The sequence below is a fragment of the Kocuria sp. UBA5001 genome (assembly GCF_002398425.1).
Lineage (GTDB): Bacteria > Actinomycetota > Actinomycetes > Actinomycetales > Micrococcaceae > Kocuria > Kocuria salsicia.
In genome coordinates, this window is the sequence record NZ_DGYR01000017.1 from 80,565 (window position 1) to 101,888 (window position 21,324).

Annotated in this window: 19 protein-coding genes and 1 tRNA gene; 9 read left to right on the forward strand and 11 right to left on the reverse strand. The window is 68.4% G+C overall.

Features of this window, described 5'->3' with window-relative positions:
* Positions 1-78: 78 nt before the first annotated feature.
* On the forward strand, positions 79-1,590 hold the full coding sequence (locus B3G12_RS10640) for an LGFP repeat-containing protein (RefSeq protein ID WP_290500279.1): 1,512 nt from the start codon (positions 79-81) through the stop codon (positions 1,588-1,590).
* Between the two features lie 131 nt (positions 1,591-1,721).
* Here B3G12_RS10640 and B3G12_RS10645 read toward each other — a convergent pair whose 3' ends face one another.
* The 3 genes from B3G12_RS10645 to hisC are packed head-to-tail and all read right to left on the reverse strand — an operon-like array spanning position 1,722 to position 6,050.
* Positions 1,722-3,419, reverse strand: coding sequence for a thiamine pyrophosphate-dependent enzyme (locus B3G12_RS10645; RefSeq protein WP_144943185.1), 1,698 nt, complete (start codon positions 3,417-3,419; stop codon positions 1,722-1,724).
* Positions 3,420-3,431: 12 nt separating this feature from the next.
* On the reverse strand, positions 3,432-4,874 hold the full coding sequence (locus B3G12_RS10650) for an amino acid permease (RefSeq protein WP_290500280.1): 1,443 nt from the start codon (positions 4,872-4,874) through the stop codon (positions 3,432-3,434).
* A gap of 6 nt (positions 4,875-4,880) precedes the next feature.
* Positions 4,881-6,050: a histidinol-phosphate transaminase gene (hisC, locus tag B3G12_RS10655; protein ID WP_290500282.1), complete on the reverse strand. Its 1,170-nt coding sequence runs from the start codon at positions 6,048-6,050 to the stop codon at positions 4,881-4,883.
* Between the two features lie 165 nt (positions 6,051-6,215).
* On the opposite strand from hisC, the gene B3G12_RS10660 reads away from it, so the two are divergent.
* Both B3G12_RS10660 and B3G12_RS10665 read left to right on the forward strand, forming a co-directional pair.
* On the forward strand, positions 6,216-6,704 hold the full coding sequence (locus B3G12_RS10660) for an Lrp/AsnC family transcriptional regulator (protein ID WP_145011107.1): 489 nt from the start codon (positions 6,216-6,218) through the stop codon (positions 6,702-6,704).
* Between the two features lie 636 nt (positions 6,705-7,340).
* On the forward strand, positions 7,341-7,652 hold the full coding sequence (locus B3G12_RS10665; RefSeq protein WP_145011116.1) for a transposase: 312 nt from the start codon (positions 7,341-7,343) through the stop codon (positions 7,650-7,652).
* On the opposite strand, the gene B3G12_RS10670 is transcribed toward B3G12_RS10665, so the two are convergent.
* Entirely contained in the window at positions 7,614-8,771 is a 1,158-nt protein-coding gene (locus B3G12_RS10670) for an IS30 family transposase (protein ID WP_144943298.1), read from the reverse strand. The genes B3G12_RS10665 and B3G12_RS10670 overlap by 39 nt on opposite strands.
* A gap of 211 nt (positions 8,772-8,982) precedes the next feature.
* Between B3G12_RS10670 and B3G12_RS10675 the strand changes: the two genes are divergently transcribed.
* Complete coding sequence (locus tag B3G12_RS10675) at positions 8,983-9,960, forward strand: hypothetical protein (protein WP_144943297.1); 978 nt, start codon at positions 8,983-8,985, stop codon at positions 9,958-9,960.
* Entirely contained in the window at positions 9,890-11,671 is a 1,782-nt protein-coding gene (locus B3G12_RS10680; RefSeq protein WP_290500286.1) for a hypothetical protein, read from the forward strand. The genes B3G12_RS10675 and B3G12_RS10680 overlap by 71 nt, the downstream gene beginning before the upstream one ends.
* A gap of 213 nt (positions 11,672-11,884) precedes the next feature.
* On the opposite strand, the gene B3G12_RS10685 is transcribed toward B3G12_RS10680, so the two are convergent.
* From B3G12_RS10685 to B3G12_RS10695, 3 genes are all read right to left on the reverse strand, one after another.
* Positions 11,885-11,968 (reverse strand) — tRNA-Leu (locus B3G12_RS10685).
* A gap of 186 nt (positions 11,969-12,154) precedes the next feature.
* Positions 12,155-13,018: a metal-dependent hydrolase gene (locus B3G12_RS10690; protein ID WP_145011119.1), complete on the reverse strand. Its 864-nt coding sequence runs from the start codon at positions 13,016-13,018 to the stop codon at positions 12,155-12,157.
* Positions 13,019-13,116: 98 nt separating this feature from the next.
* Complete coding sequence (locus B3G12_RS10695) at positions 13,117-13,755, reverse strand: YdcF family protein (RefSeq protein WP_232300204.1); 639 nt, start codon at positions 13,753-13,755, stop codon at positions 13,117-13,119.
* A 118-nt stretch (positions 13,756-13,873) separates the two neighbouring features.
* Here B3G12_RS10695 and B3G12_RS10700 point away from each other — a divergent pair, with 118 nt between their 5' ends.
* A complete protein-coding gene (locus B3G12_RS10700; protein WP_145011122.1) occupies positions 13,874-14,350 on the forward strand; it encodes an acyl-CoA thioesterase in 477 nt (158 codons plus the stop codon).
* 143 nt (positions 14,351-14,493) lie between these two features.
* Here B3G12_RS10700 and B3G12_RS10705 read toward each other — a convergent pair whose 3' ends face one another.
* The 4 genes from B3G12_RS10705 to B3G12_RS10720 all read right to left on the reverse strand — a co-directional run bounded on the left by B3G12_RS10705 (position 14,494) and on the right by B3G12_RS10720 (position 18,117).
* Positions 14,494-15,048 (reverse strand): DUF2617 family protein, encoded by a 555-nt coding sequence (locus B3G12_RS10705; protein WP_144943293.1) that lies wholly within the window; start codon positions 15,046-15,048, stop codon positions 14,494-14,496.
* Between the two features lie 252 nt (positions 15,049-15,300).
* The gene (locus tag B3G12_RS10710) at positions 15,301-16,119 is read right to left on the reverse strand and encodes an AAA family ATPase (RefSeq protein ID WP_145011125.1); all 819 of its coding nucleotides are present in this window, start codon (positions 16,117-16,119) and stop codon (positions 15,301-15,303) included.
* Positions 16,116-17,513, reverse strand: coding sequence for a Mu transposase C-terminal domain-containing protein (locus B3G12_RS10715; protein WP_145011128.1), 1,398 nt, complete (start codon positions 17,511-17,513; stop codon positions 16,116-16,118). Before B3G12_RS10715 ends, B3G12_RS10710 begins: the two co-directional genes overlap by 4 nt.
* Before the next feature lie 7 nt (positions 17,514-17,520).
* Complete coding sequence (locus tag B3G12_RS10720) at positions 17,521-18,117, reverse strand: recombinase family protein (RefSeq protein ID WP_144943290.1); 597 nt, start codon at positions 18,115-18,117, stop codon at positions 17,521-17,523.
* A 405-nt stretch (positions 18,118-18,522) separates the two neighbouring features.
* On the opposite strand from B3G12_RS10720, the gene B3G12_RS10725 reads away from it, so the two are divergent.
* The 3 genes from B3G12_RS10725 to B3G12_RS10735 all read left to right on the forward strand — a co-directional run bounded on the left by B3G12_RS10725 (position 18,523) and on the right by B3G12_RS10735 (position 21,308).
* Positions 18,523-19,584, forward strand: coding sequence for an AI-2E family transporter (locus tag B3G12_RS10725; RefSeq protein WP_290500291.1), 1,062 nt, complete (start codon positions 18,523-18,525; stop codon positions 19,582-19,584).
* Between the two features lie 253 nt (positions 19,585-19,837).
* Positions 19,838-20,470, forward strand: a complete 633-nt coding sequence (locus B3G12_RS10730; RefSeq protein WP_058857604.1) for a recombinase family protein — start codon at positions 19,838-19,840, stop codon at positions 20,468-20,470.
* Positions 20,471-20,489: 19 nt separating this feature from the next.
* Positions 20,490-21,308: a DDE-type integrase/transposase/recombinase gene (locus B3G12_RS10735; RefSeq protein WP_290500294.1), complete on the forward strand. Its 819-nt coding sequence runs from the start codon at positions 20,490-20,492 to the stop codon at positions 21,306-21,308.
* Positions 21,309-21,324: the final 16 nt, after the last annotated feature.

Here is a 21,324-nt window from a genome sequence, read left to right on the forward strand (position 1 = left end):
GCGCGGCCACTGCCGTGCCCGGAACCGAGCTGACCGGGCGCGGGACAACTGCACATCCCCCCTCAGAAAGCACCCCCCATGCATTTCTCACGTCATCTCTCCGTGCCCGCGGCGGCCCTCGTCCTGAGTGCCGCGACGGCTCTCGTCCCCGTTCTGATCGGCCCCGCACTGATGAGCCCTGCAACGGCGGGCACCGCCCCGAGCACCACCGCCCACCTGGGCACCCTCCAGAAGGGCGCCGCCCAGACCAGCACCGCCCAGGCGAGGGCCGTGCAGACGGGTGCCTCGGCGTCGTCGGCCAGCATGCTGCAGGCAACGGCCCCCAGAGCAGCGGCGCTGCCCACCACCGGCTACCACCGCTCCTTCACCGGCGCGGGGAAGACCTCCACGTATCACGTCTATGCGGACGGCCTCGACCGTTCCAAGGCCGTGGGAGTGCTGTACTACCTGGGTGGCGACTACACCAGCGTCAAGGAGACCTGGGTCCACAACCCCGGGGGCACGCACCTCACGGCCATGGCGGCGGAGGCCCGGAAGAAGAACATGGTCCTGGTGGTTCCGATCTCCCCGGACACGGACACGTCCGGCAACGGCATGACCTGGTGGGAGGAGGCCGACGGCAACGGCGACTGGTTCCGCGCCCTCCAGGCCGGTCTCACGTCGAACTACGGTCTGGACGCCTCCCGCACCTGGTTGGCCGGCTACTCGGGCGGGGCGGAGTTCCTCACCTACGAGCTGCTCGCGGACCGACAGGGCTGGCTCCAGGGCGGCGGTGCCACGATCATCGGCGGGGGCGGGTCCGACGGCATGCAGACCGCGCCGAGCGCCGCCGTCCGTTCGCTGTCGCTGACCTGGTTCGTCGGGTCGAAGGACGTGGCGGGCAGCACCACCCCGGCCACGTGGTCCGCGTCCGCCACCGCGGCCCAGGGCAGGCAGCGCTACGCCCGGGACGGTTTCACCCGTACCCGCCTGACCACGCTGCCGGGGCTCAGCCACGACGACTACGACATCGTGGGCCTGATCTCGAAGGGTCTGGCGACGCTGCCGCCCGCCCCGGCGACGTCGTCCCCCTCCTCCCTGCTGCGCGGCGCCATCCGGGCGGACTACCTTGCCACCGGCGGGGCCGCGACGTACGGCCAGCCCACCTCGGCGGAGAAGCCCACGGGGGTGCACGGCGGCGTGTACCAGGGTTTCACGAAGAACTGCACCTACTACTGGAGCCCGCAGACGGGAGCGCATCCGGTGCGGTGGGGCACGGGCATCGGCAACGCCTACCGCGTCGCAGACCTGGAGCGCGGGTGGGGGTACCCGGTGATCGCCGAACGGGCCCTCGCCAACGGCGCGTACCAGGACTTCCACCGGGGCACCGCGCGTTTCCGGGCAATCTACTCCCCGCGCACGGGCACCCACGCGGTGAAACTCAGTGGCGGCATCGGGACCGCGTGGCAGAAGGCCGGTCACGAGCACGGCTGGGGCTTCCCCACCACGGAGGAGTACGCCGTGAACGGGGGCGTGGCGCAGAAGTTCTCGAACGGGTGGGTGGCCACCTGGCACCGAGCCACCGGGAAGGTGACGGTGGCGAAGGGCTGAGCGAGCTCCGTCGTCGCCCGCCGGGACCGCTCCGCGACCCGCGGCAGAATCTCAGGCGCGACATGCCCACCGGGACCGTCTCCCAACGGGCATGTCGCGCCTCAGATGTGCGAGGGGGGACGACGCCACCCTCAGTCCCGCTCCGGCTCCGCCGTCCTCGCCCGGCTCGCCGGCATGATGAAGCACCATGGACTCTGCTCGAGCGAGAGCGGCATGGGGACCGTGATGACCGTGGGGCGCTTCGCGGCGACCGCCTCGGCCATCGCGGAGCGCAGCTCCTCCGGGGTGGTGGCACGCAGTCCGAGTGCCCCGAAGGACTCGGCCATCGCCACGAAGTCCGGGTTGCGCAGCTCGGTGCCGGAGCCGTGGCCGTAGATGCGCACCTGGTCCGCCTGCACGTTGCCGAACGCGCCGTTGTCGAAGACCACGGTGATCACGTTCAGCCCGTACTGCACCGCAGTGGCGAGCTCCTGCACGCCGTACATGAACCCGCCGTCACCGGTCACGGAGACCACCACGCTGTCCCGGTGCGCAGCCTGCACGCCCAGCGCGGTGGGGAAGCCGTAGCCCAGATTGCCCTGGTAGCCGCACGTGATGAAGTGCCGCGGGTCGTAGACGTCCAGCGCGAAGTAAGAGGCGAAGCCGATCTGCGAGACCTCCTCCACGAAGTACCCGTCCCGGGGAAGGACCTCCCGGATGGCCGCGAGGTAGTCGGCGTGGGGCTTCAGCTCGGCAATCTCACGCCGCGCCTTCTCCTTGATCCCCGCCAGCTCCTCGTGCCGCGAGGGCCGCTGCGGAGCGTCCTGCAGGGCGGCGAGCAGCTGGTCCACCACCAGGCGCGAGTCGCCGGTGAGCCCCACGGTCGGTTCGAGCCGTTCCTGCTGGGCCGGGTCGATGTCCACGTTCACGGTCACCAGGCCCTCGGGCGTGTCCGGCCAGCGGAACCACACGAGCTCCTGCCGGGTGCCCACGGCCAGCAGCACGTCCGTGTCCGCCCAGCGCTCGAACCCCGCCGCGCTGGAGAACCCCAGCGGGTGGTCGTCCGGAACGATCCCGCGGCCCCCGCGCAGGGACACCACGGGCGCCTGCAGCGTCTCTGCCAGCGCCAGGACGCCCTCCCGCGCGTGCCTGGCACCGCTGCCCACCATGATCATGGGGTTGCGCGCCCCGGCCAGCGCCTGGGCCGCGCGGGCCACGGCGTCGTCGTCCGCACCGTGCGCCCGCGTGGGCTCGAGTTCCACCGGCGGCATGGACGCCTTCCGGGTGAGCACGTCCCACGGGATGGCGACGACGGACGGTCCGGGCCGCCCGCCCGTCGCCTGGGCGAAGGCCTCGGCGACGGCGCCGGGAACCTCCGCGGGGTCCGTCACCGTGGTCGCCCACTTGGTGAACGAGGACACCGTGGCCTGCTGGTCCGGCATCTCGTGCAGGTGGCCCATCCCGCGGCCCATGTAGTCGGTGGGGATCTCGCTCGTCACGCACACGGTGGGCGTGCTCGTGGCCAGCGAGGTCAGCATCCCCGCGCTCGCGTTGAGGACGCCCGGCCCCGGAACCACGCTGAACACTCCGGGCCGTCCCGTGGACTGGGCGTACCCCAGCGCCATGTACGCGCAGGCCTGCTCGTGGCGGGCACCGATCACCTCGATGCCCGGTTCCCTGCGCAGGGACTCGAACAGCTCGTAGGTCTGGACCCCGGGGATGCCGAAGACGGTGTCCACACCGCGCTCGCGCAGCCCGGCCACCGCGGCCTGCCCGGCCGTGAGGACCGGGGGCTGCGCGGCGTCGGCGTACGTGGAAGCGGGTACTGAAGGGGCGGAGGTGGTGCTCATGCGGGTTCTCCCCTACTCGTCGAGGTTCGCGTGGACCGCGGCGGGCTGGGTGGTGCGCCGAGTCACGAACACGCCGGTCACGGCGATCAGGGTCGTGGCGGCCACCGTGAGCAGCAGCTGCGTGCGGGCCGCGGGGTCGAACAGCGCAACTACCACGATCACCGCCAGCAGCGCGACCGTCAGGTAGGACAGGAACGGGAACAGCGGCATGCGGTAGGTGCTCGCCCGCTCACCGGGGTTCTCCCGCTCGCGCCGGTGCCGCAGCGTGATCTGGGAGGCCGCCACGGAGATCCAGATGATGATGATCGTGGAGCCCACGATGGACAGCAGCGTGTCCAGGACCTTGCCGGGGAAGACCGCTTCCAGGATGCTCGCCACGAACCCGAACGAGACCGTGAGCAGCACGGCCCGGCGCGGCACGCTGTTGCGGGCGGTGCGCTTGATCGCGGCGGGGGCGTAGTCACGCTGGGCGAGTGAGTGCATCATGCGCGACGCAGCATAGATGTTGGCATTCAGCGCGCTGAGCAGGGCGAACACGGCGATCAGCGCCATGATGTTGCCCGCGGCGGGCAGGCCCGCCACGTTGAGGACCGCAGCGAACGGACCTTCGGGCGGATCCGCCTGGGAGGGCTTGAGCACCGCCACGATGATGAACACCGAGCCGATGTAGAACAGGCAGATCCGCCACGCCACGGTACGGATGGCGGTGGCCACGCTGCGCTGCGGATCGGCCGTCTCGCCGGCCGCGATTGCCACGATCTCGGTGCCGCCGAACGCGAAGATCACGATCAGCAGACCGGCACCCACACCGGCCACACCGGTGGGCGCGAAGTCCGCGAAGTTGGAGAGGCCACCCTCGTGGCCCGGGACCACGCCGATCAGCATGAGCACACCGACCGCCAGGAACGCGAGGATCACACCCACCTTGATGAACGCGAACCAGAACTCGAACTCGCCGTACTTGCTCACCGCGAACATGTTGATGGTGGTGAACAGGGTCATGAACACGAGGCTCAGCAGCCACGTGGGTGGAACGGTGACGTCCCCCATGGTGTTCTTGAGGATGCCCGTGAGGATCGTGGCGGCACCGTTGGCCTCGGCGGCGGTCACCACGGCGAGCTGCACCCAGTACAGCCAGCCCACGGTGTAGCCCGCCACGGGGCCGAACGCGTTCTGCGCGTGCGCGGAGAACGCACCGGTGGTGGGGTTCGCGGCGGAGAGCTCGCCGATCATCCACATCACGAGGATGACCAGCGCACCAGCCACGATGTAGGAGACCAGGATGGCCGGGCCGGCCACGGCCACACCCTTGCCGCTGCCGAGGAACAGGCCCGCGCCGATCGCGCCGCCCAGGCCCATCATGGTGAGCTGGCGGGGCTTGAGCCCGCGGACCGTCGAGGTGGACTCCAGGGGGATCTGGGCGGAGGTCTTCCGGGGTGCGCGCTGCGCGTTCATCGCGGATCAGCCCCCGTTCCGGGTGTTCGAGGTGCCCGGGGTGCCCGCAGAGTCCGCGGTGCTCGACGTGCCGCGGACCAGGCCGAGGACCTCTTGCGCCGCCACGAGGAAGGCCTGGTTGCCGGCGGGTGAGCCGATGCTCACACGGATGCCCTCGTCCCCGAATGCGCGCACGATCACGCCGTGGCGGGAGAAGGCCTCCTCTGCGTCCTGCGTCTTCGCGCCGGTGCGCAGCCACACGAAGTTCGCCTGCGACTCGGGGACGTCCCAGCCCTGCTCGGTGAGCCTGCTGTGGACGTGGTCGCGCTGCTCGACGAGCGCGGTGATGCGCTCCTCGATCTCGCTCTCCGCCGCGAGGCTCGCCAGGGCGGCCTGCTGGGCGAGGTTGGTCACGCCGAACGGAATGGCGACGGCGCGCAGTGCCGCGCTCACGTGAGCCGGGGCGATTGCGTAGCCGATCCGCAGCCCCGCGAGACCGTAGGCCTTGGAGAAGGTGTGCAGCACCACCACGTTCGGGTACTCGCGGAAGAAGTCGATGCCGCGGGCGGCGTCCGGGTCCACGTTGAAGTGCACGTAGGCCTCGTCCACCACCACGAGCACGTTGCTGGGAACCTGCGCCATGAACTCGTGCAGCTCGTCCGTGCCCACGGAGGTGCCCGTGGGGTTGTTGGGCGTGCACACGAGCACCACCTTGGTGCGCTCCGTGATGGCGGCGGCCATCGCGGGGAGGTCGTGCCGCTCGTTCTCGTCCAGGGGGACCTTCACGGCCGTGGCACCGGCGAGGCCCGCCAGGATGGGGTACGCCTCGAAGGAGCGCCACGCGAAGACGACCTCGTCGCCCTCCTCGCACACGGCGCGGATGATCTGGGAGGCCACCTCCACGGACCCGCTGCCGAAGCTGACGGACGACGGTTCCATGCCCCAGCGGTTCGCCACGGCCTGGGTGACCGCCTGGCAGGTCATGTCCGGGTAGAGGTTCATCTCCGGGGACACCTGGTTCACGGCGTCCAGCACGGACGGCAGCGGCGGGTACGGGTTCTCGTTGGACGAGAGCTTGTACTGGACGACGTCGGACGCGGCGGCGGACTTCCCCGGCTTGTAGGGGGGAAGTGAACGCAGCGCCGCCCGCAGGGTGACGGCGGACTGGGCCGAATCCTCGGGGTGCTGAGTTGTCACGGATGGCTCCTTCACGGCATTGTGGTCGGAGTCACAGTGGCACAGGACTCCTGGGCTGACAACCAGTCATCCGAAACTCGAGCACACTGCTCACTCTTCGCCGGTCTACCGGTGAGTCGCTGTACAGATTGTCATGCTTTTCAGGTCGGACCACGAGGAGCCCGAATGAAGATCGATGACCTGGACGTGCGTATCGTCGAGCTCTTCAGTCGCGAGGACGGAATCGGAGTACTGGCCGCGTCCCGTGAACTGGGGGTCGCGCGGCCTACGGTGCAGTCCCGCCTGGACAAGCTCAGGGCGGCGGGTGTGATCGAGTCGAGCGGCCCGCTGCTGAACCCGGCGGAGTTCGGCTACCCGGTGATGGCGATCGTCTCGATCGAGATCGCCCAGGGCGTGGGGCACATCGCCGTGGGCACGGCGCTGAAGGAGATCCCGGAGATCGTGGAGATGTACACCGTCTCGGGGGACCACGACGTCATGGTGCGCGTGGTCGCGAAGTCCAACGACGACCTTCAGCGCGTGCTCGACGCCGTGGCCGTGACCGGCGCGGTGAACAGGACCCGCAGTGTCGTCGTGCTGCAGACCCACTTCCAGAACCGGCTGCTGCCGCTGTTCGCGCGGGTGGGCGGAGCGGGCGACGTCATGGGGGAGTGAACCGCGGCGGCGGGACCGGCTCCGGACATGAGAAGATCCCGCCCGACCTTCCGGTCGAACGAGATCTCTCTGCGGTGGGAGGTTCACGAAACCCGTAGGCAAGCGGATCCAGGCGCCTGCTTGGCGGCTGTTGTACAGGCATCGTGCCCGATTTTGTACACCTTCAGTCGGGAGAGGCAGCCCCCTCGCGAGTGACCAGGCCTCCGGATGGCGCCTTTGGTGACGTCAGCTTAAAACTGGGTCATGGGTCTCGTCGGCGGCTGAAGCAAACCTGAGCTGTTCAGTGCGTGCCATAGAGTCTCTTTCATGGACGTGTATCTATACGCCGACGAGACCGGCAATTTGGATTATGGCGGGGCAACGAAGCAAGGGGCCTCGCCCTACTTTGGGTTCGGGACAGCCGTGTTCATCGGGGATCATGGAGTCGCACTGATGAGGGGCATGAGGCTCCGAACACACGTGTGGTCCAAGGGGATACGTCTTGCGCGTGGGTTCCATGCGGTGGATGACTCGAATGAAACGCGAGGCGAGGTTTTTCCCCTTGTCGCTGGGCTGGCACCTCGGATCGACACCACGTTCTTGGCCAAGTGAAGCGCCCTGGGTTTGGTTCCGAGCTTCCTGAAGGAGAATCGGATCATGCCCAAGAAGTTCACCCCCGAGTTCCGCGAACGCGCCGTGCGGATGGTCTTCGACCGCCAAGCCACCGAGGGCGGACCACGCGCGGCCTCCATCCGAGTCGTGGCCGAGTCGCTGGGCTGCGGCCCAGAGACCCTGCGCGCCTGGTGCAACCAAGCCATCACAGCAAGCAAGGCGACACCGGCACCCGCCACTGACGAGAGCCTGGGCGAAGAGAATCGCAGGCTGCGTCGAGAACTCGCCGAAGCCCGCCGCGCCAATGAGATGGCGCATTCAAGCGGTGGGCGCAAGGAACTCTGCGAGCTTCTCTGATGGTGTCAGATAGCCCAGCGTCTTGCGGGGGCGTCCGTTGAGGCTGTCCTGGATCGCGTCCAACTCCTCGCGGCTGACGACGCTCAGGTCGGTGCCTTTGGGCAGGTACTGGCGCAGCAGGCCGTTGGTGTTCTCGTTGCTCCCCCGCTGCCAGGGCGAGTAGGGATCGCAGAAGTAGATCGGGATTCCTGTGGCGATGGTGAACGCGGCGTGCTTGGACATCTCCGCGCCTTGGTCCCAGGTGATCGTTCGAATCAACGAGGACGGCAGCTTGCTGATTGCGGCGCGCATCGCGGCCTCGACCTGCTCGGCGCTCTTGCCGTCGGGCAGGTGCAGCAGCAGTGTCATTCGCGTCGAGCGCTCAACGAGCGTGCCGATGGCGCTGCGGCTGCCCTCGCCGAGGATGAGATCTCCTTCCCAGTGGCCTGGCACGGCGCGGTCGTCGGCTTCTGCGGGGCGCTCGCTGAGCATGATCATGCCGGGGATGCGGCCGCGACCGTCCGTGGTTCCGCGGGGCTTGCGGGCCGCTCTTCCGGACCGCAGGCACCGCGCCAGCTCACGGCGCAGTTCGCCTCGGCCCTGCACGAACAGCGACTGGTAGATCGTCTCGTGGCTCACGCGCATCTCCGGGTCGTCGGCGTGATCCAACCGCAGGCGCGCTGCGATCTCCTCAGGTGACCACAGTTGCTCCAGCCGGCTGGCGACCTCCTCGAGCAGCCGGCCCGACGCAAGCTTGAACGGCTTCGGTCGACGCGCCTGATCGCGGGCACGTTCATGACCACGCCACGCCGAGTAGCCGCAGCGACCCCCACCGCGCTTCACCTCACGGCTGACGGTCGACACCGCACGCCCCAGCTGCTCTGCGATCGCGGTGAAGGTATCGCCGCGATTGATCCCGAGCAGGATCTGCTCGCGCTCGTCGATCGTCAGACAGCCCTGACGTGGCTCCCACCCAAACGGCCTGGCGTCAAGGTGCCTGCCGGTGCGGGCCATGATGCCGACCAGCGGCGCGCTGCAGCTGATCTCCTTCGCGATGTCGACCAGCCGCCAGCCCTTCCCGTGCAGCCTGAGCGCGAGCTGCTTCTGCTCCCGGCGGAGATGACCGTGCCTGCCCTGCATCCGGATCCTCCTGTGATCAGTGACTGCCTCATCTCACAGGACTCGTTGCACTGACCGCTTGAATCCGCCATAATGCTCGTTCTCGGTGGTGGCAAGGGGGCGCGTGGTCTGCGCGTACCCAAATTCTTCCCATAGACCGTCGCAGAGTTTCCTCGCGACCGGTCGCCATGAGTCCTCAACCCCATGCAGATCTGCGCGGGTGGTGGGGGTGGTGAGGCCGATCCGAGTCGCCGGCGGCGTCGCGGGCACTGCCGAGGAAGTCCTTGAGGCGTATGCGCCGGATCCTGAGCTGATCTCCTCGGGCGAGTGGGCTCATGTACGGGGTATCGCGATCGCTGCGACCAGGGCGGCCGGGTATGAGGCGCCGTCGTCGGCCCGGCAGGCGCTGCGGTACGCCGCGCGCATGCTCGTGTGGGCCTATCGCCTCGGCCAGCCGCTGGACCCTGAGGCCGTGTTCACCCAGGACAATGTGAAGTCGTTCCTCACCGCCGAGGGTGCGGGCTGGTCGGAGGCCGGCCGCGCTACGGCGGCGTCCTACTTGCATCGGCTGGCCTGGCATGCCACGACCAAGGCGCCCTGGCACGGGCTGCCCACCCCGGCGGGGCGGGCGCGTCCGATCGCCCCGCCGTATACAGCCCGAGAGATCGCCAGCTACTGGGCCGCAGCCGAGGTCCAGGCGACCGAGGCGCGGACCCGGGTCTTCACCGCGATGTTGACCCTCGGACTCGGGGCTGGGGTGAAAGCCGGGGAGCTCCTGCACGTCACGGCTGCAGATGTCCTGGTCCACCCCCAGGACTCCCGCCTCTGGGTCGTCGTGCTCAGTGATCGGACGGTGCCGGTATTGATCGAGTACGTGCCGGCACTGGCACGTCTGACGGAGAAGTACCCGGAGGGCCCGCTGATCGGTCCGCACAACACGCACGCCCGGGACCCTGTGGGCAAGCTGCGTTCGAGCCTGGAGATCCCGTCTTACCTGCCTCCGTTGCGGCAGGCCCAGCTGCGGACCACGTGGATGGTGCAGCTGCTGTCCATGGATGTGAGGATCACGGAGTTCATGACGATCGCGGGGCTGTCCAGCGGTTCGGTGCTCGAGAAGTTGTTGCCCTACGTCGCGGACCGTGACGATCAAGACCGGTACCTGCTGGCAGGAGCCGGCCTGTCCCCACGGGGTGGCCCGCGTGCCTCGTAAACAGCGGCAGCTGGCGGACAGTGTGGCCAACGAGGTCGTCAACCGCGCGGTGACCATGATGCAAGCGCCGCTCGTGGAAGAGCTCCAGCAGCGGATGACGGCCTCAACAGGCCGCCGTCGTACACACTCCTGGCGCACGCTGTTGACCGTGATGCTCATCGACGCCCTCGAGCGGCCAGGGGAGCTGCACTGCACTCGGGCCTGCGACGTCGCCCATCGCCTCAGCCCTAGTCAGCGGGCCAGGGTCGGGCTCAGCCAGCGGCTGACATACCGGCAACTCACCGGCGCGGTGGAATCACTCGGCCGCGCCGCAACCGAAACGGCTGACCCGGTTACAGGTGAACTGCGCTCGAGTGTGCCCCTGAGTGATCTGCTCACGAGCCTCGTCCGAGCGCCGATCCCTGACGACCTCCTCGGTAGCAGAAACGTCGCAATCGACGCCACCGATTTGGAGTCGCACTACAGCCCCCACGGACGCAATAACACCAAAAGGGGCGTCCCCAAGCCGCAAGGGAGAGCAACCGCGAAAGATCCGTCGTCGAAGCCCCCGAGGCGACGTAAGGGCGGAGACCTGCCCATCCTTGGGGCTGATGGAAGAACGCAGCACACCGTCGACCCTGATGCCAGGGAAGGCTACCGGGCGGGCAAGAACCTGAAGCCGAAGGAAACGTTCTTCGGATACAACCTGCATATCGCCGTCGGTGTCCCGCCAGAAGGGGAACGCGCCCAGGCAGCTTTGGCCCAGGGGCTGGTGATCTGCCCGGCAGGTGCCGACAGCGACCGGGCCGGACTCCAGGTCATTGATGCCCTCACACGACAAGGTGCTGCCGTGAACCGGATTTGCGTAGACCGTGGGTACTCATATCGCCTGGCAATGGGTTGGGCAAGGGAACTGCAGCGTCGGGGTATTGACCAGACCATCGACTTGCATCGCACCCAACGGACCACCCATCCCGGCCCAGTCCCAGGCACGATCTTCGTTGACGGGCACCTTTTCATCGATTCCCTTCCCCGATCCATGCGCGATCCAGGGGGCTTTCCGCAGATGCAGACCGTCGAGGATCGACTGAAGCGCATCGCCGAATACGACAATCGAATTCCTTACGCGTTCTCAAGGCTGGGTCGTCCCGATCGGGAACGAGGGACTCAGCGGTACCGCGGCCCGGCCGTGACGGGGAAAGTGCGATGCCCGAACAATCCGGCCTCAATGCGACTGGATCCCGCGTCGAGACCCACGACGAACTGCGCGGGTCGGGAATGCTACTGCTCGCGCACCATCACTCTTGGTCCCGATGATTTTCTGCGGGAACGACAGGACCATCTCTATGGCACCACGAAATGGGCCAAGGATTACGGTCGACGCAATCACGTCGAATCCCTCAACGCCAGCCTCAAAACTCACCATGGCGGCCTGCGACGGGGCGGAATCCGGGTGCAAACCCTTCAGCGGACTGGGCTACTGGCAGCACTGGTCCTGGCGGCCACCAACGTCAGGATCCTCACCGAGGCCTACGGCCGTGACATCAGCGCCCCCGCTCCACCCAACACAACAGACCCACAGCCCCAAGCTGCTGGTCGTGCCGGTCGAACACCACGCCGACCCCGGACCCCCAAACGCGGCACCGGGCCACACCGGGCGAAGGACCCACCGCCTCGGACGCCGACTGACACGACGGACTGGTTGCCAGCCACCAAGGCCCACAAGTGCTGAGACCACCTGGCAATAGCCCCTGCCCGGAAACCCCGGGCAGGGGCATTCTCATGGCCAAAATCACGTGCGAGTGAAGATCTGGCGGGCCTCGGCAACCGCGACTGGCGTGCGGGCGGGTGTCAGGCGGGCTCGGAATCACAGAACTCCCGATCAGAGGCATCTGATCGGGAGTTCTGTGAACTGGAGGCACACACTTAAGTGAACCTCCCGCGGTGCGCGAGGGGGGAGTTGAACCCCCACGCCCTTTCGGGCACACGGACCTGAACCGTGCGCGTCTGCCTATTCCGCCACTCGCGCTCATTGCCCGCTCAGCCTTCGGCTGCGAGCAACGTCGAAAACAATACCCGATGCCCGCCACCTTGGCGAATCGGCACCCCGCGCGGGAGAGCACGAGGGCACGACGACGAGGCGCCGCCACCACCGCGCGTCAGTCCCCTCGTGCGGCGCGGCCGGCTGAACCGCCAACAGACCCTGGCGCCGTCGTCACACGCTCACCGTCAGCCCCGCCCAGGAGATCGCCGCGCAGCACAGCCCGGCCAGGGCGTAGAGCGTGACGGGCACGATGACCGCGATCTCGCGTGCGGAACCGGCGTTTCCCAGCACCGCCAGGCGCACGAACGCGCTGCGGCGGTAGAACGTGATCGGCAGGGGCAGGGGGATCCGCAGGGGCCACAGCAGGTGGATGCCCTGCGTGGTGAGCAGGTCCCCGAGCAGGTGCACGGCGCACCCGAGCCCCACCGCGACCACGAACCAGCGCGGGTCCTCGGGCGGGTGCGTGGCCACGAACGCGCCCAGCAGGATGCCCACCACCCAGTTGGCGTGGGCCAGCCGGTCCGGCACGAACGCCAGCACCTTCACGGCGCACGCGATCAGCAGCACGGACAGCACCGCTGCCAGTGGCCACACCTGCCCGGGCAGCGACGCGGCGGCGTCCGGGGCCGCACCCGCCTCGCCGCCGGTGCCGGGCCAGGAGAAGGAGTGCCAGCGCAGCGCGTCCCCCACGGGGATGGACGCGCGCTGGGAGAGCACCGCGAGCAAAATCACGAACACCAGGCCCACGAGCGAGTGGGTGGCCCGTCGGTGACCCCCTGACAGCGTGCTCGTGGCCTTCGCGATCCACCCGGACAGCGGTGGCAGCGAGCGGGCCACGGTGCCGCCGGGGTGGTCGAGGTCCGGCAGCAGGGCCGCACCGGCGCAGATCAGCGAGCCGGTGATCACCCCGGCGTTGCCCACGGGCATGAGGCCGAGGCCCACGGGGATGGAGACGTCTGCGAGCTGCACGGTGTAGGTGCCGGTGAGCGCCACCCACGCGGCGGCACCGCAGGCGGCGTGACTGGGACCCATCATGGGGCTGACCTGGGCATGGAGTGGTCCTCTCAAGACCTCGGGGAAGGAGAGGACCCCAGGCTAGGAAGGGGCTCAGACCCGCATAAGCGACCGCCGGCTCAGGAGGAGGACTTGGGGTTTCCGGGCAGCTGCTGGTCGCACCCGGGGGTGAGCCAGGCCTTCACGAACCCGGCGCTCTGGTGCACGTACTGCATGAGCAGGCTCGTGCCGGTCAGGTGGAAGTCCACGGAGGCCATCCGCAGCTCGCCGGTGTAGCAGCGGGAGAGGATCAACCGGGAGCGGCTGACGTGCTGCGTGAACGTCACCGCGGTGACGGTGTCCCAGCCGCGCTCCTGCGCGAGGGAGCGCAGCTCGATGGCCTCGCCCTGGGTGGTGGAGGGGTCCGGCTTGAAGCAGATCACCTCCACACCGTCGTGCTCGTTGCAGAACGAGCGTGCCTCGTAGTAGGCCACGGTCTCGGGGGAGTCGTAGGCCTCCGCGTCCGGCACGGAGATCACCAGGGTCTTGGCGATGTGCTGGTTGTAGACGAGGTCCTGCGCATACTCCACCCGCGTGGGGTCCGGGGGACCGAGCACCAGCACGGCGTCCGAGGCGCCGGGGCGCTCCACGCGGGGGTCGTCCAGCACCGCGTGGCACACCGCGAGCCACAGCACGATCAGCAGCACCACGGCGATCACCACCACCAGGGGCCACCGTCGTCTCGTCGCGGGGCCCTCTCCGGGCGCCGTTTCTGCCAAGGTGTTCCTTCCGCGTGGGCTGTTCGGCGAATCTGCCGCCGATATCATCTCACCCAGTGGCAGCGCGGACACCGGTTCCGCGTGACGACCGGGCGAACGCCCAGCAAGGAGACAGCCCATGCGTTCGAATGAGCACCTCGACCGCGCCGTGACCTGCCAGGTTCCCCTGCGCTGGGGAGACATGGACCCCTACGGCCACGTCAACAACGTGGAGGTCATCCGGGTGCTGGAGGAGGCGCGGATCGCGGCGTTCGGCGTTCCCGTGGGCACGGGCGAGCAGGTGCTGCCGGCCCGGATCCCGCTGTTCTCGGTCCTCCCGGAGGGCACCCAGGCCCTGATCGCGGAGCACCGGGTCAAGTACCTGCGCCCGCTGGAGTACCGCAACGTGCCCGTGGACGTGCGCGTGTGGGTGGTCTCGGCCAGGGCGGCCACACTTGTGCTGGGTTTCGAGATCCTCGACTCCGACGACGGCGCCCCGGTGGTCCGCGCCCAGACCCAGCTCGCGCTGTTTGTCCCGGCCACGCGCACCGTGCTGCGGATCACCCGCGAGCAGCGGGAACTCCTGGAGCCGTACACGGCGCCCTCGCCGTTCTGAGGCCGGCGCGCCCGCGGGACAGCTGAGCCCCGGGCGGTGCCGGCTCGGCCTGCATGAGCGGGAGCGCCGGCCCTGGGCCCAGGGTAGCGGGGCAGGGCCGCGGAACGTCGCGGTGAAGACGGTGAAGAAGTGGTGCCGCGGGCTCAGGCGGCCGCTCGCACCGTCGACCTCGCCAGCCGCAGTTCCGCGCGGGTGCGCAGGATGTGGCCGCTCTCTGGCAGCACGCGCCACGTCCACCACATCAGTGCGCGGGAGACCAGGTCCGCGTGGCACGTGGCAGCGGTGACCGCTGCGGGTTCCTGGGGATCCTGGACCGCCAGGGCCAGGGGAGCGGCCTCGAGCGTCTCCCACAGCCGCCGCAGCTCCTTGCGCAGCCCACGGGGCGAGTGCTCGGTGACGATGCAGCCGGTCTCCACGCGCGAGGCGAAGGGTGTGGGGTGGGCCTCGTAGCGCAGAACCGGCAGGCCGGCAGCGGCGTCCTCGAAGACGTCCACGGTCTCGATCCACGTGTCCCCGTGGTGGCCGACCACGCACTGGTGGTGCCCGGGGCCAACCCGCAGCTCCACCTCGGTGTTCTTGTCCACGCGCAGGCTACGGCTGGCGGGTGCCTCGCGCGCCGGGAGGTCCGTGCGGTAGCCAAACTCCTCTGGGCGGCACACGACGTGCCCGGGCGTGCGGGCGAGCCAGAGATGCTCCATGGTGGCACTGTCTTCCTGTTGGCACCGCGGCAAGGCCCTGTGGCAACCCACCGCACTTGCTTTACACATGAAAGTATCCCCGGGCAGGGGGACAAGCAAGCACCGCCGGGTCACTGTTGGGTGACGGTGGGACGCTCCCGTGGTCGGCGCCGCGGGGCCTCGGCGCGGGGACCTCGAGCCCTCTCGCCACGGTCCGCCGGGTGTGACTTCGTCTGCTGAATGGCGGAGTTCTTCGGTCGCTTCGTGGCGGGGTCAGGTGACACCGATGACCAGGGTGCTCTGTGCGGCTTCGATGACGTCGTTGGTGATGGTGTCGAGTTCGTTGATCTTCAGGACCCGCTGGATCTGGGGGAAGAGGCGTTCGAGGAGCCGGAAGTTGCCGCGGGTGATCCGTGCGATGGCTGCGATGGCTTGGGCGTCGGTGAAGTCGTCGGGGTCGAGGGTCTTGCCGAGGGATCGCCAGTGTCGCTCGAGGATGAACAGCAGTTCGTCTTGTCCCAGGGGCCGGTACTGGTGGGCGAAGCCGACTCGGCTGTAGAACTGGGGGTAGTGGCTGAACTGCTTCTCCAGGCCGGGCATGCCGATCAGGATCAGGGCGATGTCGTCGCGGTCGTAGCGATCGCGCAGCAGTTCCAGCGCGGCGGGGCGCAGACGTTCGGCCTCGTCGACGATGATCAGCTCTACGTAGTTCCTGCCGTCTCGCCATCCCCAGGCCTCGGGAGTGGCCGTGCCGGGAGGTACGAGGTGCTGCTCGATGCACATGTTGGTGCGGGTGATGGCTTGGGTCAGCTCGTCCTTCAGGGTCCGCGGGGTGGTCAGCACGCTGGGGGTGTAGAGCACGGTGCGGCTCCGGTTCAAGGCGGCGTAGATCTTGGCGTCGTTGTCGGAGCGCGGCCCCCAGTAGGTCAGCAGGTCATGAGCCTTCTCGTAGTGTGCGTAGCGGCGCGCGGAGAGCGTCTTTCCTACGCCGGCTGATCCGAAGCACAAACCGATGGTGTGCCCGCGGCGCACGGCGTCGGCGAACTCGGTGAAGCGGCGGTGCTCCTTGGTGACGATGAAGCGCTGACTCACCTGAGGTCCTCCTTGTAGATCTTCAACGCCGACCTCGGCGCCGGAGTCGGTGCTTCGGTGATCCGTGGTGTCTCGGTAGGTGCGGCCACGAGGGCGATGCGTTCGTTGATGCCGGCTCGCAGCGCTCGGCGGCGGGCGTTGCGCGCGGCCTGGATCTCCTTGAGGCTGACCTTCTGGTCGTGGTGCTCTTGGTTGACGGCCTTGCAGACGAATTCGTCGTGATCGAAGACGCGGATCTCGGTGATGTCGCGGGGGTCGTAGCGGATCACGACCGAACGTCCGACGTAGCCGGCCAGAGTCGGCGAGACGTAGCGCAGGCCCTGGAAGCGGATGCCATCGCGGCGCACGACGCGGGTCTTGGCGACGGTCAACAGCAATCCGTCGAGGTCTTCCAGGCTGTCGGGCATTCGGGGCAGCCAGCCATCGGCGATCCACGCGCTGCGCGGGGAGGTTCCGAGCTCGCTGTGCGTGCGGTCGTTGTAGGTGGCCAAGAACGCCTCCAGGGCTCTATCGAGGTCGGCCAGGGACAGTTTCGATGTCGGCCAGGGGTCCCCTTCGGTGATGTGTCCGGGCAGGGTGGCGAGTAGCTCGGTGTTGATGGTGCCGAAGAACCGCTCGATCTTGCCCCGTCCCTGGGGTCGGGCGACGGTGGAGTGGATCAGTCGGATATGGAGGTCGACGGCGGTGTGGGCGAGCTGGTCACTGGTGAAGTCGCTGCCGTGGTCGACGTAGAGCATGTCGGGCAGGCCGCACATCGGCCAGGCCGGGTCGGTCTTGTGCCAGATCGCTTGGCGCAGCGCCAGGGCGGTGTTCATCGCTGACGGTGCGCCCAGGAAGACTGTGTAGCCGCAGACCGCCCGGGAGCAGTCGTCCAGGATCGTTGTCAGCCATGGCCGTGCGGGCTTGCCGTCGGTGCCCACCACCAGGATGTCGAGCATGGTGTGATCGGATTGCCACATCGCGTTGGGCAGCTCTGCTTGCCGGCGCAGCACCAGCTCGTGCTTGTCGCGGTAGGACGCTGCGCCCTCTAGGGCGAGGGTGACCATGCCGGGATCCAGGGTCCGCACGATGTCCCACACCACCGAGTAGGAGGGGACCGGCCACCTCCGGGCGGCGCAGATGCCGGTGACTTTGCGATGGATCGTGGCGATGGCCGGCCGCGGCTTGCTCAGTGCCAGGCCCTCGATCAAGTCGACGAGGTCGGATGGAAGGCGGCGGGTCCCGGCGTCCGCCCGTGAGGCTGTCTCCAGTCCGGCGTAGCCGTCAGCGCGGTAGCGGGCGTGCCAGCGCTCCAGGGTCCGCAGCCCAACTTCGGTCTCGCGAGCTAAGCGCGCAAGGGGCACCTGGTCCTCGACGTGGAGCCTGAGGATTCGCCACCGCGCTTGAGCGTCCACGATGCACCTACTGCACGACGTTCTCGCGCCCGCGCTCGGCGCGCTGAAGGGCGCGGTAGACCGTGGAGCGGCTCACGCTGAACAGCTCGGCCAGCTCGCCCACGGTGTGCTCGTCGGCGGCATGTAGCTGGACGAGGTGAGCCTCCTGCCGGGGGGTGAGTTTCGGTGACTTCCCGCGCAACCGGCCCTTGGCCTTGGCGACCTTCATCCCCTCGCGGGTGCGGGCACGGATGAGGTCGGCTTCGAACTCGGCGACCATCGCCAGCACGTTGAACAACAGCTTCCCCATCGGGTCGGTCGGGTCATACACCGATCCGGCAATGCTCAGCTTCACTTCCCGCGCCGCGAGGTCGTCGGCGATCTGGTGGGCATCACGGACCGAACGCGCCAGCCGATCGAGCTTGGTGACCACGAACGTATCGCCGTCCCGACAGGCAGCCAGCGCCTGCCGCAGGCCCTCACGGTCGGCGTTGCGGCCCGTGAGCCCGTGATCGACGTAGATGCGCTTGGGATCGACGCCGAACGCCGCGAGTCCGTCACGCTGCGCGGTCAGGTCCTGCTCGTCGGTGGAGACTCGGGCATAGCCGACCTTCAACGGGGACATGCTCCCCAGTGTGTCACATAGCCTCCCTTCACCGGACGGTTCACCGGACGGGTCTTACGGGACAGCCCGCTACGCGTGCCGTCGTTCCTTGTGGCTGTTGGAGGTTAATGGCGGCCTTCTGACGGAAATAAATGGCGGCTTCGGCACTACCGAGCCTCCACGAAACAGTCACGGGACAATGATCGAGGGCCCGTCCCGGCGCCGTCCCGAGAGTCTTCGGATGGCCTCGGTGACTTCCGGTGCTTGGCAATCGCTGTCCTCGGGCGCATCCTGAAGCCAGGTCGTCGAAGGATCTCTGGGAGGCGGATTCCCATGACGAGCCCTCGCCACCGCAGCGTCTCGCACGCCCGTGATCTGTGGGCCGATGCGTTGGGGCGGGCGACCATACGTGCGCTGCAGGGACTGGTGCTGCTGACTGCGACCGTCGTGGTGGTCTACGGGTTGATCCAGCTCAAGTTGGTCGTCATCCCACTGTTGATTGCCTTGATCCTCGCCGCGGCGCTGCACCCTGTTGTGGGGTTCCTGCGCCGGCGGGGCGTGCCCGGGGCGCTGGCCACCTGGATCACCTTCCTGGCCGCGATCGTGGTGCTGGGCGGAGTGGTCACCGGCATCGTCTTCGCCGTGCGCAGCGAATGGGACGAACTGGTGCTCTCCGCGGTGGGTGGGCTGGAACGGTTGCGTCAGTTCATCGTCGCGGGCCCGATCCCGATCGGCCAGAAGGCCCTGGACGAGGCCATCACCGCCGTCGTGGACTTCACGTCCAGCCCCCAGTTCGGCGCCGGGGCGCTGCTGGGCATCTTCGCGGCCACCCAGGTGATCACCGGAGCGGTGCTGGTGGCCGTCATCCTCTACTTCTTCCTCCAGGACGGGGCCAAGATCTGGGCGTTCTTCCTGTGCCGCTTCCACGGTGAGAACCTGGAGAAGCTACTGACCTCGGGTACCACGACCCTGCACGTGCTGGGCGGCTATGTGCGCGGCACCGCCCTGGTGGCCCTGCTTGAGGCGGTAGTCATCGGAGTGACCCTCGTGGTGCTGCGGGTGCCGCTGGCGTTGCCCTTGGCCGTGCTGATCTTCTTGGGCGGATTCATCCCGATCGTCGGAGCGGCTCTGATCGGTGCCGTCGCGGTCCTGGTGGCCCTGGTCGCCAACGGCCCCGTGGTCGCACTGGTCGTCGTGGCGGTGGTGGTGGCCATCAACCAGCTCGACGGAAGGGTGCTCCAACCCATGGTGCTGGGTCGAGCACTGAGCCTGCACCCACTGGTAGTGCTGCTCGCCCTGGCTGGCGGAGCGATTCTCTCCGGCGTCGTGGGCGCTGTGCTGGCCGTGCCGTTGACCGCCGTGGGGTGGGCCTTGATCCAGATCTGGTTCCCGGCATCCAGAGCCCCGGACGCTCTATCCGGAAAAAATGCGCGCCCAGGTGCTGTGCTGCCGGATCCACCCAGCCCGGAGGCACCCACCACCACCTGAGCGCCATCAGCTCGGCTACGCACAACATGGCCGCCTCGGCGTCCCCATGAGGAGACAGACATCCACGGGTCCGGATCAAGGTGAGCACTGGTTTGACCGGCCCCCGTTGGCCGTCCCACTTCCTAGGTACTGGGACACTCGGCGACGAGATCCCTCCTTGTGGACTATGGATAGCGATTGAAGTCCCAAAAGCTAGACCCATAATGTTGTCTCGTTTAAGCCGTACGGAGTCGACTTCCGGTACGCTGGCTGCATGGAATTGGGCTATGCGCGGGTCTCGACGGCCAAACAGGACCTCGATCGACAGATCGATGCCCTCCGGCAGGTCGGGATCGCGCCGGAGCGGATTTATGTGGACAAGAAGTCCGGGGCCACCACGGAGCGTCCCGGGCTGACCGCGGCCGTGGCCTACGCCCGGGAGGGCGACGTGATCGTGGTGCACACCCTGGACCGGCTCGGGCGCACCGTGCGCGACACCCTGAACCTGATCCATGACCTCGCCGAGCGGGGAGTGGGGGTGCGCAACCTGGCGGATCCGATCAAGGTGGACTCCACCAACCCGAATGATCCGATGGCGCAGCTGGCGGTGGTGCTGCTGGCGTTGTTCGGGCAGATGGAACGCACGTACACGCTCGAGCGCGCTGCTCATGCCCGGTCGGTGGCCGCGGCGAAGGGCCGGCGGATCGGGCGGCCGTCGGTGGTGGACCCGGACAAGCTGGCCTACGCGGCGCATCTGCGCGAGAGCGGGCACACGATGGCGGAGATCGTGGCCAAGACCGGGATCACCCGCACCAGTCTCTACCGTCATCTCCCGCCGCGTCCGTCGGAGCCGGTGACGGCCGGGTCGGTCACCGCCGCCGAGCTCGAGCCCGGTCCGGCGGACTGACCCCCGTGGGGTGATGGTGGTGGTGCAGCTGAGTCCGCAGGAGAAGGCGGCACTGCTGTGCCAGCACCTCGATGAGGGGGTGCCGCTGACCCGGCTCGCCGCCCACGCCCAGGTCTCGGTCCGCACCCTGCAGCGCTGGGCCGCCGAGTACCGGACGGACTCGTCCGCAGCCGGTCTGCAGCGCAAGGCCCGCAGCGACCGCGGTCACCGCCGGCTGCCTCAGGAGCTGATCGCGGTGATCGAGGCCCTGGCACTGCGCAGGCCGGCACCGACGACCACGTTCATCCACCGCCGGGTGTGCGATCTGGCCCCGGAGCGCGGCTGGGCGCCCCCGAGCTACTCGAGCGTGCGCAGTGTGATCGCCGCCATCGACCCCGGGCTGCGCACCCTGGCCCTGGAAGGAGACACCGCCTACCGGGACCGGTTCGAGCTGGTGCACCGGCGGTCGGCGGTGAGGCCCAATGAGCAGTGGCAGGCCGACCACACTCTGCTCGACGTCGAGATCCTCGAGCACCGGGGACGCCCGGTGCGGCCGTGGCTGACCGTGATCCTCGATGACTACTCCCGCGCGGTCGCGGGCTACACCGTTTTCCTCGGCGCCCCGAATGCCGAGCAGACCGCCCTGGCCTTGCACCAGGCGGTGCGGGCCAAGCCTGACCCGCGGTGGCCGGTGCAGGGGCTGCCCGAGGTGCTCTACAGCGACCACGGGGCCGACTTCACCAGCACCCGGCTGGAGCGGGTCTGCCTGGACACCCACATCCGGCTGATCCACTCCCGTGTCGGGGTCCCGCAGGGTCGGGGGAAGATCGAACGCTTCTACGGTACGATCACCACCTAGTGTCGCGCGTCATTAA